This window comes from Microvirga zambiensis WSM3693 (genome assembly GCF_016735695.1).
Classification (GTDB): domain Bacteria; phylum Pseudomonadota; class Alphaproteobacteria; order Rhizobiales; family Beijerinckiaceae; genus Microvirga; species Microvirga zambiensis.
Map to the genome: position 1 here is coordinate 106,354 of NZ_JAERQD010000007.1, position 13,816 is coordinate 120,169.

General features: G+C 62.8%; 14 protein-coding genes and 1 tRNA gene. 10 read left to right on the forward strand and 5 right to left on the reverse strand.

What is annotated here, in order from left to right:
• Window positions 1-226 precede the first annotated feature (226 nt).
• Window positions 227-1,945 (forward strand): MFS transporter, encoded by a 1,719-nt coding sequence (locus JKL46_RS07955; protein ID WP_201831603.1) that lies wholly within the window; start codon window positions 227-229, stop codon window positions 1,943-1,945.
• A 79-nt stretch (window positions 1,946-2,024) separates the two neighbouring features.
• Here JKL46_RS07955 and JKL46_RS07960 read toward each other — a convergent pair whose 3' ends face one another.
• Entirely contained in the window at window positions 2,025-2,333 is a 309-nt protein-coding gene (locus JKL46_RS07960; RefSeq protein ID WP_201831604.1) for a hypothetical protein, read from the reverse strand.
• 139 nt (window positions 2,334-2,472) lie between these two features.
• Here JKL46_RS07960 and JKL46_RS07965 point away from each other — a divergent pair.
• The 5 genes from JKL46_RS07965 (at window position 2,473) to JKL46_RS07985 (ending at window position 5,744) form a co-directional block, all read left to right on the forward strand.
• Window positions 2,473-2,547 (forward strand) — tRNA-Thr (locus JKL46_RS07965).
• A gap of 522 nt (window positions 2,548-3,069) precedes the next feature.
• Window positions 3,070-3,363, forward strand: a complete 294-nt coding sequence (locus tag JKL46_RS07970; RefSeq protein ID WP_201831606.1) for a hypothetical protein — start codon at window positions 3,070-3,072, stop codon at window positions 3,361-3,363.
• Window positions 3,364-3,581: 218 nt separating this feature from the next.
• A complete protein-coding gene (locus tag JKL46_RS07975; RefSeq protein WP_201831608.1) occupies window positions 3,582-3,758 on the forward strand; it encodes a hypothetical protein in 177 nt (58 codons plus the stop codon).
• 102 nt (window positions 3,759-3,860) lie between these two features.
• Complete coding sequence (locus JKL46_RS07980) at window positions 3,861-4,658, forward strand: TrmH family RNA methyltransferase (protein ID WP_201831610.1); 798 nt, start codon at window positions 3,861-3,863, stop codon at window positions 4,656-4,658.
• A gap of 102 nt (window positions 4,659-4,760) precedes the next feature.
• Entirely contained in the window at window positions 4,761-5,744 is a 984-nt protein-coding gene (locus tag JKL46_RS07985) for an MBL fold metallo-hydrolase (protein ID WP_201831612.1), read from the forward strand.
• Between the two features lie 88 nt (window positions 5,745-5,832).
• Here JKL46_RS07985 and cutA read toward each other — a convergent pair whose 3' ends face one another.
• Window positions 5,833-6,162 carry a divalent-cation tolerance protein CutA gene (cutA, locus tag JKL46_RS07990; RefSeq protein ID WP_201831614.1) on the reverse strand — a complete coding sequence of 110 codons (330 nt, stop codon included), beginning with the start codon at window positions 6,160-6,162 and terminating at the stop codon, window positions 5,833-5,835.
• Window positions 6,163-6,211: 49 nt separating this feature from the next.
• On the opposite strand from cutA, the gene JKL46_RS07995 reads away from it, so the two are divergent.
• The 3 genes from JKL46_RS07995 (at window position 6,212) to JKL46_RS08005 (ending at window position 8,406) form a co-directional block, all read left to right on the forward strand.
• A complete protein-coding gene (locus JKL46_RS07995; RefSeq protein ID WP_201831615.1) occupies window positions 6,212-6,985 on the forward strand; it encodes an NAD kinase in 774 nt (257 codons plus the stop codon).
• Between the two features lie 69 nt (window positions 6,986-7,054).
• Complete coding sequence (locus tag JKL46_RS08000) at window positions 7,055-7,534, forward strand: MaoC family dehydratase (protein WP_201831616.1); 480 nt, start codon at window positions 7,055-7,057, stop codon at window positions 7,532-7,534.
• Complete coding sequence (locus JKL46_RS08005) at window positions 7,534-8,406, forward strand: HpcH/HpaI aldolase/citrate lyase family protein (protein WP_201831799.1); 873 nt, start codon at window positions 7,534-7,536, stop codon at window positions 8,404-8,406. The genes JKL46_RS08000 and JKL46_RS08005 overlap by 1 nt, the downstream gene beginning before the upstream one ends.
• 250 nt (window positions 8,407-8,656) lie before the next feature.
• Here the strand turns inward: JKL46_RS08005 and JKL46_RS08010 are convergent, their stop codons facing one another.
• Complete coding sequence (locus JKL46_RS08010; RefSeq protein ID WP_201831617.1) at window positions 8,657-9,745, reverse strand: helix-turn-helix transcriptional regulator; 1,089 nt, start codon at window positions 9,743-9,745, stop codon at window positions 8,657-8,659.
• A 272-nt stretch (window positions 9,746-10,017) separates the two neighbouring features.
• Between JKL46_RS08010 and JKL46_RS08015 the strand changes: the two genes are divergently transcribed.
• The gene (locus tag JKL46_RS08015; protein ID WP_201831618.1) at window positions 10,018-12,501 is read left to right on the forward strand and encodes a tandem-95 repeat protein; all 2,484 of its coding nucleotides are present in this window, start codon (window positions 10,018-10,020) and stop codon (window positions 12,499-12,501) included.
• Window positions 12,502-12,587: 86 nt separating this feature from the next.
• Here the strand turns inward: JKL46_RS08015 and JKL46_RS08020 are convergent, their stop codons facing one another.
• Window positions 12,588-13,196 carry a flavin reductase family protein gene (locus tag JKL46_RS08020; protein WP_201831619.1) on the reverse strand — a complete coding sequence of 203 codons (609 nt, stop codon included), beginning with the start codon at window positions 13,194-13,196 and terminating at the stop codon, window positions 12,588-12,590.
• A 4-nt stretch (window positions 13,197-13,200) separates the two neighbouring features.
• Entirely contained in the window at window positions 13,201-13,764 is a 564-nt protein-coding gene (locus tag JKL46_RS08025) for a nitroreductase family protein (RefSeq protein WP_201831621.1), read from the reverse strand.
• Between the last annotated feature and the right edge of the window lie 52 nt (window positions 13,765-13,816).

Here is a 13,816-nt window from a genome sequence, read left to right on the forward strand (position 1 = left end):
AGCTTCAAACCATTGTTTTTGCTGATCTTTTATCGCCTTTCTACCCCTTCTTAGACTGAAGTCGCAAATACCAATTGTGAATTGTGGAAAGAAAGGCCGGAGTTAGCCTCCCGTTCGATGGAATTCTTGACTGCTCTGCGCAGTCACGATGCCTCAGCCCAAAGCCGGTCATGCCGGCTCTCGGGCTCAGAACCCGGATCACCGGGCATGAATGGAAGGGAACTCTATGGCAACAGCAGCAACTACGCCGCATTCGGCTGCCGCAGCGCGGCCGATGACGCGGGAGGAGAAGAAGGTCATTCTGGCCTCTTCGCTCGGTACCGTCTTCGAATGGTACGATTTCTATCTCTACGGCTCTCTGGCCACGATCATCGGCGCGCAGTTCTTCTCTGCGTTCGACGTGACGACCCGTAACGTCTTCGCGCTCCTGGCCTTCGCAGCCGGCTTCCTGGTGCGCCCCTTCGGCGCCATCTTCTTCGGCCGCATCGGCGATCTCGTCGGCCGGAAATACACCTTCCTGGTCACGATTCTGATCATGGGCTTCTCGACCTTCCTGGTCGGCCTGCTGCCCAGCTACAATCAGATCGGCTGGGTCGCACCCGTCGTCCTGATCGCCCTTCGCATGCTCCAGGGCCTCGCGCTCGGCGGCGAATACGGCGGCGCTGCGGTTTACGTGGCCGAGCACGCGCCTGTGGGCCGTCGAGGGTTCTATACCAGCTTCATCCAGATCACGGCGACTGTCGGCCTGCTGCTCTCCCTCGTCGTCATCCTCGTGCTTCGCACCTGGATGGGCGAACAGGGCTTCCAGACCGGCGAAGGCTGGCCGATCGCCGGCTGGCGCATTCCGTTCCTGCTCTCGGTGGTGCTGCTCGGCATCTCGGTCTGGATTCGTCTCCAGATGCAGGAATCGCCCGCCTTCAAGAAGATGAAGGAAGAAGGCACGCAGTCGAAGGCTCCGCTGAAGGAAGCATTCGGCCAGTGGAGCAACCTGAAGATGGTGCTCATCGCCCTGATCGGTCTTGCGATCGGCCAGGCCGTGGTGTGGTACACGGGCCAGTTCTATGCCCTGTTCTTCCTCCAGAGCATCCTGAAGGTCGACCTGCTCACCTCGAACGTCCTGATCGCCTGGTCCCTGATCATCGGCACCGGCGGCTTCGTCTTCTTCGGCGCCCTGTCCGACAAGATCGGCCGCAAGCCGGTGATTCTCGGCGGCTGCCTGATCGCGGCGATCACCTACTTCCCGCTCTTCGGCGCTCTCACGGGCGTGGTGAGCCCGAAACTGGCCCAGGCGCTCGAGACCGGCAAGGTTCAGGTCGTGGCCGATCCCGCCGCGTGCGGCTCGGTGTTCGACCCGGTCGGCATCCGCACCTTCACGGCGAAGTGCGACGTTGCCCGCGTGGCTCTCGCCCGCTCGGCGGTCAAGTACGAGTTCGTCCCGGCCCCCGCCGGCACCGCCCCGAAGGTGACCTTCAACGGCAAGGAAGTTCCGATTGCCGACGCCATCCCGGCCAACATCACGGCGTTCACGAACGCTGCGGCGGAAGCGGGCTATCCGAAGGCGGGCGATCCGAGCATCCTGAAAGTCGGCGGCTTCTTCGACGCCCTCGGCAACGCCCAGGCGCTTAAGGCCATCGGCATCCTGACGATCTTCGTGATCTACGTGACGATGGTCTACGGCCCGATCGCGGCGGCTCTGGTGGAGTTCTTCCCCACCCGTATCCGCTACACCGCGATGTCCCTGCCCTACCACATCGCCAACGGCTGGTTCGGCGGCCTTCTGCCTCCCACCGCCTTTGCGATGGTGGCGGCCACCGGCGACATCTATTACGGCCTTTGGTACCCGATCGTGATCGCCCTGGTGACCTTCGTGGTCGGCCTCCTCTTCGTGCCGGAGACCAAGGACCGCGATATCCTGACCTTCGAAGGCGTCGGCGCGAAGCGCTAAGCCTTCCGGGTTCAAATCCAACAAGGAAAGCCCCGCCTCACGGCGGGGCTTTTCGTTTCTGACTTGCTCAGACCGCTGTTCAGTAGCAGGTTGCGACCCGACGAACGATCCAACCCTCGCCTTCCACGAAAAGGCGCTTTCGAGCGATGCTGCAAGAGGGATCACCGGCGGAATTCGTCTCGATCGAGGAGGTGGTTTCCACATCCTTCGCGACAACGGAGGTCGGTCCCTTGACCTGCTTCGCCGCAACCTCATGGCCGGGATGGGCGGCGTATGCACTCTCGGAAGCCAAAGCAAAACTCGCGGCAACCGCCAGCACGCCAAGAACCTTCAAGCCACCACCAAGCAGCGAATTCTTTTTCTTAACGGAAGCCTCTGAGACCTTCATCACGCAAACTCCTAATCGGACTGTCGTGACAATCCCAGATTCGGAGCTTGGTTTCGGTGTGCTGGAACACTTAATATTTCCATTTGTACGGAACTTGCGTCCCGCTTCGTGGACTGCTACCTGACCACCCGTGGCGTCAGCCGGTGTAGCACAGCGGTAGTGCAGCGGTTTTGTAAACCGAAGGTCGGGAGTTCGATCCTCTCCACCGGCACCACTTCTCTCGGCGTGCGGATTTCGCCCGATGCGGCATGCATTCGGGGAGCTACGGCACCCTTAACGACCGACCTGCTTTCGTGCTGCGGCCGTCCTGCCCGAATCGGCTTTAGAACCTCGCCGGGAAATCTACGGAGCGACGATCGCCGCTGCCATGATCGTCGCCGCGTAGGCCGAAAGGGTCACGAAGGGCGCAAGCACGCTCGCGGCGATGACGAGTCCGAGGAAGGTCTTGAGATGCGGCATGGCGGGCTCCTCTGAAATCCAGCCCCGAGCCTGCCCCTATAAAGCTAATCTCCGGTTAACCTTAGCAGCGACTGCCGGGGAGCTCGCCGATTAACAAGTGATAATGCAATAAGACTACGTTTAACTCGGAGGAATAGCCAAGCTGGGCCTAAGCTTGGCGAATACTCATGAAGTATTAATCGCGGATTTCAGGATTGCGAACATTACGTCATCATGCCCTCATGCCTCTCCCACGGCCCAGGCTGGCCATGCAAGTTTCTAACAACAGGGGAATGGCATGGAATATAAGCTCAAGTCCCAGACAGACCTTGTCGCGGATACTTTCCCGGCGGGACCTGGTTCAGACATCGAATCGAAGCTGCATTACCTTCTCAACGCCCTGGAATGCATGGACAAGAGGACGGCGATCGAGTTGGAGCGGCTGGAAGGCAGCGGCGCCGAGGACGATCTCAAGGACTTCGTGAAGCAGGACATTCTATCCCGTGCTCAGGAACTGAGGCTCCCTCTGCAGGAAGCGGCAGAGGAACTGCGCTCGCTGTATCGCGCCTCGTTTCCAGGCGAAGGCGGCTGATCTCGACCGTCTAATCGACCGGTTCGTTTCCTTCGAACGCGCGCTAAGCCTTAGCCGGGGATCCCTTCGGCTGAGGCTTTTCTTTTGGCGGCATCGCCTTTTCCCTTTGGAGCCTCCCTCCCCCACCAAAGGTGCCATCCGCCGGGGTAGCCCACCTGCCCAAGACGCCTTCCCTGGGATCGAGCGTAGGCTCCTAATCGGGGGTCAGGGAGGCGCATATGGACATCGTGCTGCTGAACGTCATGGGCTCCGCCGCCTTGGCTTCCGCCATCGTCGCAGGGATCATGACACAGCGACTCTCGCGGGAAATCGCCGGGTTGGCCACGATCAAGCCGGATCCCTTGCCGGAGAGGCTAAGGCACTCACGCCTGATGGCGTGGTGGCGAAAAACCTGACGCCGGTAATTGCCGTCCCGTCACGCGCTCCGCATAGGCAAAGCTACCCGCCGGCATTAGACAGGCTATTGATAGCCGATACCGGAACATCGAAGGTAAGCGATGCCAATTGCCGTTTCAGATCCCGACGATCCGCGGATCGAGGCCTATCGCGCCGTCCGCGAGCGCGATCTCGTCGGGCGCCAGCATCGTTTCGTTGCGGAAGGCGAGGTGGTTCTCCGGGTCCTGCTGCAACAATCCCGTTTCATGATCGAATCGCTCCTCCTGGCGGAAGGCCGTCTGGACAGCCTGAGCGATGCGCTGGCTCTGATTCCTGCCGAGGTTCCGGTCTACGCGGCGAACCGGGCGGTCATGGACGCCATCGTCGGCTTTCCGATCCATCGAGGGATCCTCGCCATCGCACAGCGTACGCCGATGCCGGCGGCGGAGGATCTGCTCTCCGGGATGCCGGGGAATGCCCTCGTGATTGGGTTGGTCGGCCTGGCCAATCACGACAATGTCGGAGGGATCTTCCGCAATGCGGCGGCTTTCGGCGCGAACGCCGTTCTGCTCGATCCGGAAACCTGCGATCCCCTCTATCGCAAGGCCATCCGGGTCTCCGTCGGCGGAGCGCTCGTGGTTCCCTTCACGCGGGTATCGTCTGCAGAAGCGATGATCGGGAAGCTTGAAGCGGCGTCCTTCGAGGTCATGGCGCTGTCCCCGTCAGGCAGGGAAACCCTCTCCCGCGTCAAACCGGCCCGGCGGACCGCCGTGCTCCTGGGTGCGGAGGGCCCTGGCCTTCCGGCCGATCTGCTCGCCCGGACCAGGACCGTCTCCATTCCCATGAGCGGCGGTTTCGATTCCCTGAATGTCGCGACCACCAGCGGCATCGTCCTGCATCACCTGTCGCAGAACGGTTGAAAGAGCGCTCACTCGCTGACTTGTGAGAATTCTCTCCCTTGCCTCCAAGCGCGGCCGTTCTAGGCTTCCGTTCCCACGCCGGAGAAGCCCCTGGAGACGCCCATGACGATCACACGCCGCACCGTTCTTGCCAGCACCGCCCTCGCCGCTGCCCCTATCGCCGGGCCAGCGCTTGCCCAAACCGCTTCCACACCCGCTCCGGCGCAGGGCGCCGCATCGCGACAAGCCCCCGGTTTCTACCGCTACAAGGTCGGCGACATCGAAGTGACCGCCATCAATGACGGCTCCGCTCCCCGTCCGCTCGAGGGATTTATCCGCAATGCGGAACTGTCCGCCGTGCAGCAGGCCGCGAGCGATGCGTTCCTGCCGCAGAACACGATCCAGAACTCCTTCACCGCCCTCGTACTGAACAATGGCGGCAAGCTGACCCTCATCGATACCGGCAACGGCGATTCCGGGGCGCCCACGACCGGCCGCTGGATGGAGAATTTCCGCGCCGCCGGCCTGGACCCGTCGCAGGTCAATACCGTCGTCATCAGCCACTTCCACGGCGACCACATCAACGGCCTGCGCCGCAAGGACGGCACTGCCGTGTTCCCGAATGCCGAAATCCTGGTTCCGGCCGCCGAATGGGCGTTCTGGATGGACGATGCCCGCATGAACCAAGTGCCCGAGAACATGCGGGGCGGCTTCCTCGGCGCCCGCCGTGTCTTCGGCCCGATCGCCAAGGACGTGAAGCAATACGCGATGGACAAGGAGGTCGTGCCCGGCCTGACGAGCATCGCAGCACCGGGCCATACGCCCGGCCACACGGCCTTCATGCTCGCCTCCGGCGCGGGCAAGCTGCTGATCCTGTCGGATACGGCAAACCACCCGGCCCTCTTCGTGCGCAACCCGGACTGGTCGGCGGTGTTCGACATGGATGCCGACGTGGCTCGGGCTACGCGCCGCAAGATGCTCGACATGGCCGCCTCGGAGCGGGCGCAGGTCGCGTTCTATCACGCGCCCTTCCCGGCAACGGGCCATATCGCCAAGGACGGCGACGGCTTCCGCTTCGTGCCGGTGCAGTGGAGCCCGGCGGTCTAGAGCATTTTTCGGCGAAGTGGACCCGGTTCGCCGTCAAAAATGCGGTAGACCAAAGAAGAGAAGTGTTTCCGCGCAAGTGGAAACACCTCTAAGGCGGACTTTCGGAGGTTTCCGAGAACAGCCATTCCAGGGTGGCCGCATCGCCACCCGTCGGCTCGATGAAGAGAACGACCGGCGTCTCGTAAGGATGCCGCTCCTTGAGCGCCCGATGCACCTGGTCCTGAAGGCCCGCCCGGGTCTTCAGGATGGCGACCGACTCCTGCCCACGCTCGATGCCGCCCTTCCAGGCATAGACCGATTGCATGCCCGGCAGCACATTGATGCAGGCGATCAGCCTGTCGCGAACGAGTTCCTCCCCAACCGAAAGCGCCGTGTCCAGATCGGGAAAGGTCGTATAGACGAGAAGTGGGCGATCCATGCTATGGCTGTCCTCCGCATCCGATGGGACGCCACGAGGGTAACTGGGCATGGCCCGCCGATTCAACAGCATCGCATTCGTCGCCAGCGCCGCGCCCGACGCCCAGGACGCCCTGAAGACCCTGCAGGAGCGCTACCCTAATGTTGTCCCCGAAGCCGCCGATGCCATCGTGGCGCTCGGCGGCGACGGCCTGATGCTGCAGAGCCTGCATCGGTTCATGGGCACAGCCAAGCCGATCTACGGCATGAACAAGGGCACGATCGGCTTCCTGATGAACGACTTCCGGGAGGAAGACCTTATCGCGCGGCTGGAAGCGGCGGAACGGAGCGTGGTGCACCCGCTGCTGATGGTGGCCTGGGACGTGCACGGCGTCGCTCACACCTCCCGCGCGATCAACGAAGTCGCCATGTTCCGGCAGACCTATCAGGCCGGCAAGCTGCGCGTGAGCGTCGACTCGCAGGTTCGGATTCCCGAGCTGATCGCCGATGGAATCCTGGTCTCGACCCCCGCCGGATCGACCGCCTACAACCTCTCGGTCGGCGGAACGATCCTGCCGCTCAACGCCCCCCTTCTGGCGCTGACGCCGATCTCCGCCTTCCGACCGCGTCGCTGGCGCGGAGCGCTGCTGCCGGATTACGCCAAGATCCAGATCGAGGTTCTGGAAGCGGAGAACCGTCCGGTCAGCGCGGTCGCCGACCACACCGAGTTCCGCAATGTCTCCCATGTGCATGTCTCCATGGATCGCAGCGTCGATCTGGTGATGCTGCACGATCCCGGCCACAGCCTGGACGAGCGCATCCTGCGCGAGCAGTTCGGCTACTGAAGCCATCGAAGGCATGGACACCAAAAGGCATGGGAACCAACATGCCGAGCACAACGATGAGGTCACGTCATGAACGATGAGAACAGGCACCCCAGAGGCGGTCTCTATTTCGAGGATTTCGTCGTCGGAACCACCATCCGTCACCGCCTGACGCGGACGGTGACGCAGATGGACAACATGCTGTTCTCCAACATGACCCTGAACCCGCAGCCGCTGCACATCGATGCGCATTTCTGCGCAACCGAGACGGAATGGGGCAAGCCGCTCATGAACTCCCTGTTCACGCTCGGCCTGATGATCGGCATCTCCGTCAACGACACCACGGTCGGCACCACCATCGCCAATCTCGGCATGACGGACGTGAAATTTCCCGCGCCGCTGTTCGAGGGCGACACCGTGAATGCGACGACGGAGATCGTCGCCAAGCGAGAATCCAAGTCGCGTCCCGATGCCGGCATCGTCGACTTCATCCATCGTGCCTACAAGCAGGACGGGGCGCTCGTCGCCGAATGCCGCCGCCAGGCCTTCATGCGCAAGAGGGCCGCGTGATGCGCTCGCTGCTCTTCGTGCCGGGCGACAGTCCGAAGAAACTCGAGAAAGGCTTGAACTCGGGCGCCGATATTCTCCTCATCGATCTCGAGGATTCGGTTGCCCTCTCCGCCAAGCAGGAAGCGCGCCGTGTCACGGCCGCCTTCCTGGCGGAGCAGCGCGCGACGGCGGGCAGGCCCCGCCTGTACGTGCGCGTGAATGGGCTGACCACCGGGATGATCGATGCCGATCTCGACGGTGTCATGAACGCCGCTCCCGACGGCATCGTGCTGCCCAAAGCAGTTGGCGGAGCGGACGTGGCCCATCTCGGGGCGAAACTCGCCGTGCGCGAGGCTGAATACGGCCTCGACGACGGAGCGACCCGCATTCTCGCGATCGCGACCGAGAATGCCGCCGGCATCTTCGCGCTCGGCACCTTTGCCGGCGCCAGCCACCGGCTCATGGGACTGACATGGGGCGGCGAGGATTTGTCCGCCGATCTCGGAGCCGAGGCGAACCGGGACGAGAACGGAGCCTACACGGAGCCCTATCGTCTCGCGCGGTCCCTCACGCTCTTCGGTGCAGCGGCCGCGGGCATCGATGCCATCGATTCCGTCTACACGAATTTCCGCGACATGGCCGGCCTCGAAGCCGAATGCCGCATGGCGCGCCGCGACGGATTCGTGGCGAAGATGGCGATCCATCCGGCCCAGGTACCCGTGATCAACGAGGCCTTCACGCCCTCACCCGAGGCCATCGCCCGCGCGCAGGCCGTGCTCGACGCCTTCAAGGCCAACCCGGAAGCCGGCGTCGTCGGCGTCGAGGGCGAGATGCTGGACCGTCCGCACCTGCTGCGGGCCGAGCGCCTGCTGCGCCGGGCCGGACGATCCTGAGAGTCCGGTTCCTCAGCCGCAGGCATCACCTCTCCCCGGTGGGGAGAGGTCGAGCGCAGCGAGGGTGAGGGGGCACAGGTCCATTCGGAGAGGGCGCAACCCCTCACCCGCGCCTCCGGCGCGACCTCTCCCTCAATGAGAGGTGAACCCGCGCATCACCTTCATAAGTGATCGCCAACACCCCACCCTAGCCCTCCCCGCAAGGGGGAGGGAAACACCCGTCACAGCTTTATGAGCCGGATTGTGAGCCTCAGCCCCGCTCCACAAAGCGCGACAGCAGGCTCACGAGCTGCGCCTGATGGCTCGTTCCCGTCTTCGCGAAGATGGACTTGAGGTGATAGCGGACCGTCTCCGCGCCGATCCGGTGATCCTCTGCGATCTGTCTGGTATCGAAGCCCTTGAGAAGCGCGGACGACACGCGCAGCTCCGCCGGCGTCAGCCGAAAGATCTCCTGCAGAGCATTCAGTGAAAGCGAGCGGTCCTCACCGGGATCGCCGATCAGCAGCAGGCCGCGCGCTCCCTGGAAGACGTCGCAGACCGAGAGCGCGATCGGATAGGCTTGCAGCAACAGCGGAAGCCCCTCGGACCGCTGCAGCAGAACGGAACCCGGGCAGGAATCCTGCTGTGAGGTCAGCGGGCGGATGCTGGCGTCGACGAGATCCTGCAGGGCCTTGTTGGTTTCCCGCTGCGGCGAGCGCAGGCGCGACGCGACGATCTGCAGATGATCGCCGAGGGCGGCCTCGGCCCGCCCGTTGAGGCGAATGACCCGGCCGAGCCAATCGACTAGGATGGCTCCGCAGGTGAAGCGCTCCAGGCTGTCGACGAGCCCTTCCGCGTAGGACATGCGAACTTTCGAGGCGAGGCGCGCCGCTCGCCTCACATGCGTCAGGTCGTGGCGGATACGAGCGAGATCGTCGCTCGAGAAAGGCTCCCGGTGAGCCTTGCGATGAAGCGAGAGAACAATCTTGGCGCCACCGGCTTCCGCCAGGATCGTCCCTGCGAACGAGCCGAAGCCGACCGACGGCAGGAAGTCGGTATAAAGGGGCAAATGCCGCCGCTCGTCCGAGGTGACGAAATCGGCATCGGTGACGATGTCCTTTTCCTTGCGGGCCAAGGGAATGCCACGCCGCGAGCGGACATCCCGCGCCTCCCATCCACCCTCAAGAAACCGGGCGCAGAATTCCTCGACGCTTTCGGAGGGGATATAGCCGCCGAGCCTGTCCACATAGGATGAGAGCACGCCCCCGTCGGCACCCCATACGGAACAGGCCAGGTTGAGGGCCCTCCCCCACAATTCGGGGAGGATGGCAGCCTCGTAGAACGCTTCGGTCGCCGGCATCTTCACTCACGCTGCAGCAGGGCGCGAAGGTGTTGCGGAAGAGCAACCCGCCCCGAACACGCCTGCCTGCCAGGAATGTAAATGTTATAAACTACCCGATTGGGTAGTGTACAGCCCCAAGCCGTGTGTTTTTATCCGATATAACACCACAAATCGCCCTATCCCCGCGTGGTTGGAAGCGGCAGGGCAAATGAAAACTCACAAATCGCCGAAGCCGCTCGAGCGGCTTCGGCGCGACAATCTCGCTCAAGTCGGGCGATTGGGGGAATTTTATGTCTGATGCTCTCATTGCAGCTTTTAATGCCGCCACCACTTGGCAGGCGGCTCTGGCTGCCATCAAAAACGAAGAATATGCAGCCCTCCTGCTTGAGGAGAGCCATCGCAACAAACTCACAGACCTTCCGGACGATGGGGGCCGCGAACAGGCCATCGGCCTCGGTGTCCTGGAGATCAAGACTCTGTTCGGGGACTATACCACCGTCGAAGAGATTAAAGCTGCTGTGCAGCTGCAGATTGAGGTCGAACACGAGAAATTCCGGATCATCGGGGCTGTTGGGACTGCCCAAGGTGTCGGCGAGATGAAAACGGCTCTCGAAATTGTCGAAACGCTGAACACACACCGACAGGATCTTATCGAGGCATGGTCCAACAGCACTGATCCCGATGCACAGGCTCGCGCTGCAGCGCTGGAGGTGGAGGAATATACCGTCGTTCTGAAGCGGCTTGCAGCGGAGCTCAACAACGGAGACTATCTCAATCGTCTGGCGGAAAAGATGATGGTGGCGCGTGCGGAGACCGGCCCCTTCTATGGAGTAGGCACTCTCGTCGCTGCTCTCGACAACGCAGATCGGGCAATCGCTACAGATCGTCTACTGGAAGCGTTTAACGACGCCGGCTCCTGGCAAGAGGCACTCGCCGCCATCAAGGACAACGCTTCAGCGCTCCTCGATCAAGAACATCAAGACATGCTCGATGACCTTCCCGAGGATGGGGGCCGCGAGCAAGCCATCGGCTTGGGCGTCCTTGAGATCAGGACGCTTTTCGGTGACTTCGCATCGCTTGAGACGCTCATCACCGAGGTGCGGTATCAGATCGAGGTCGAGCATGCCAAGTTCGCTGCACTCAATGCGATCAACGCAGCCACTGAGGAGAACATGGTCGCGGTGCTGAAGGAGCACATCGCCAACCTCAATGACCACCGTCAGGAACTGATAGAGAAATGGTCGATGTCCGCCGATCCCGACGCACAGGCCCGTGCGGAGGAACTGTCCGCGGAAGAGTATACACTCGTTCTGGCCGAGATCGTTTCTCACTTCGACGACGCGACCTACATGGCCGGGCTCGCCGAGGCCATCCTGGGTTCCGAGCAGTTCTTTGGTGTGGGCGCCCTCGTCACCGCCCTCAAGGCGGCCGATGTGGCACTCGACTCGCCGGTAGCGCCCGCCACTCAGAGCGTGACGACGGACGAGGACGCCGTGATCACGCATGACATCGGCGCGACCGATCCGAATGGCGATCCTCTCGCTTATTCCGTGAAGAGCGGAGAAGGGCCGCAGAAGGGAACCGTCACCTTCGCCGATGGCAAGTTCACCTACACTCCGGATGAAAACGGGAACGGCACCGATACCTTCACCATCGTGATCTCGGACGGCGAGCATTCAGTCGAACAGGTGGTCACCGTCACGATTACGCCCGTCAATGACGCGCCTGTCGCTTCGGCCACCGGCAACAGCGCCTCTGGCGACGAGGACAAGGCCGTCGTCGGCGAGCTTCCCGCCGCGACAGATGTGGATGGAGACGACATCACTTACGAGCTCGTGAATCCGGTCGCGGGCCTCACGCTCAATGCAGATGGCACCTATCGCTACGTTCCGGCGGCGGACTTCAACGGTGTCGTGACCTTCGAGTATCGTGCCATCGATGAGCACGGCGAAAAGAGCGAGCCTCGGACGTTCACCCTGACCATCAATCCGGTCAACGACACGCCGTGGGATATTTCGCTCTCGAAGGACAAAGTGGTCGAAAACGCGGCGGCTGGAACGGAGATCGGCAAACTCGTCGTCTCCGATCCGGACGGCGGAACGTTCACCTTCGAGCTGGTGGACAATGCTGGCGGCCGCTTCGTCATCGATACGGCGACCGGCACCCTGAATGTTGCTGACGGCACCAAGCTCGATTACGAGCAGGCCACGTCGCACACGGTCAAGATCCGCGTGAAGGACTCGGCCGGCGCGACCTTCGAGAAGACGCTCACCATCGGCCTCACGGACGTCGCGAACGAGACTGTCACCGGTACGGCGGGCAAGGATGTTCTCGTCGGCGGCACCGGCAAGGACGTGTTCAACGGCGGCCTCGGCGACGACAAGCTCTCGGGCGGCCTCGGCAACGACGTGCTGACCGGCGGCAAGGGCAAGGACGTCTTCGTGTTCGACTCGAAGCTCGGAACGTCGAGCACCGACAGAAAGGTCAACTTCGACTCGATCAAGGACTTCTCGGTCAAGGACGACAGCCTGTATCTCGACAACGCCATCTTCAAGAAGCTGGGAGCAGGAACGGCCACAAGCCCGAAGCAGCTCAAGAGCTCGTTCTTCACCATCGGCGACAAGGCGAAGGATAAGAACGACTACATCGTCTACAACAACAAGACCGGTGTTCTCTCGTACGACGCCGACGGTTCGGGCAACGGCAAGGCGGTGGAATTCGCTCAGCTCACCAAGAACCTGAAGATGACCTACAAGGACTTCTTCGTCATCTAACGGTCGTTGCCTTAGGCTGACCTGCACGAACGAAACGGCCCGCGAGGATCCTTGCGGGCCGTTTTTTCGTTTCCGAGTGGAGAAGCCTAACCCCCCGGCCGCGTGATCGAGAACTTGGTCTCCGGCGTCGCGACGAAATAATCCCGGTAGCCGGCGCGGGCGATGGGACGCATGGCGGCGGTATCGACGAGCCCGTTCACGAGGTAGCGGTCGTCGATATGGATGCCGACCACCTGACCGATCACGAGATGATAGGACGGCTCGCCGCCGCCCAGGGGCTCGAGCGGCACGGTCTGCAGCCACTTGCATTCGAGGGCGGCGAGCGCATCGGCCACCCGCGGCGGCTTGACCAGCCGGGAGGAAGCCGGCGCCAAACCCGCATGCTCCATCTCGTTCACCCCGCGCGGCAGAACCGCGGAGGTGGCGTTCATCTTCTCCCGCAGATCGTAGGTTGCGAGATTGCAGACGAACTCGCCCGTCTCCTCGATGAAGGTGAGCGCGTCCTTCTTGCCCGCGGAGGAGAACGCCACCATGGGCGGGCGCTCGGAGACCGCGTTGAAGAACGAATAGGGAGAGAGGTTCACCTCCCCCTTCGCGCTCATCGCCGTGATCCAGCCGATGGGACGGGGCGTGACGATGGCCTTGAACGGATCGTGCGGCAGGCCGTGGGCGTTTGTCGCGGTTTCGTAGAACATGGGGTCAGAACCGTGTCACGATGTCGCTGAGGCTCGGCCGGTCCCGGTCGGTCGGCGTCTCCCGCGCCGTGCCGACATGGACGAAGCCGGCGATCCGCTCGTCCGCCTTGAGCCCCAGCGTATCCAGTATTCTCCGGTCGAAAGCCGCCCAGCCGGAGAGCCATGAGGCGCCGTAGCCAAGGGCATTAGCTCCATTGAGCAGGTTCATGCAAACGGCCCCGGCTGATAAAACTTGTTCCCAGTCGGGGATCTTCACATGGGGCACGACGCGGGACACGACGGCGATCACCAGGGGAGCATGCGTGAAGCGCTGCCGCTCGGCGGCGAGCTGCTCCGCGGTGGCGTTGGGGTTGTCGGCCTGAAAGGCGGCCGCGAGCGCCTCGCCGAGACGCCCGCGCGCCTCGCCCTCGATCAGGATGAAGCGCCAGGGCACCAGCTTGCCGTGGTCCGGCACCCGGGAGGCGACCTTCAGGAGGGTCTCGATCTCCTGCTCGCCCGGTCCCGGCTCGCCGAGCCAGCGCGGGGGGACGGAACGGCGCTGCAGGAGACGGGAAAGGCTGTCATTCATGGGATCTTCATCCGGCTTGAATTATGTGGAACAATGGGATCGGACGCTTATG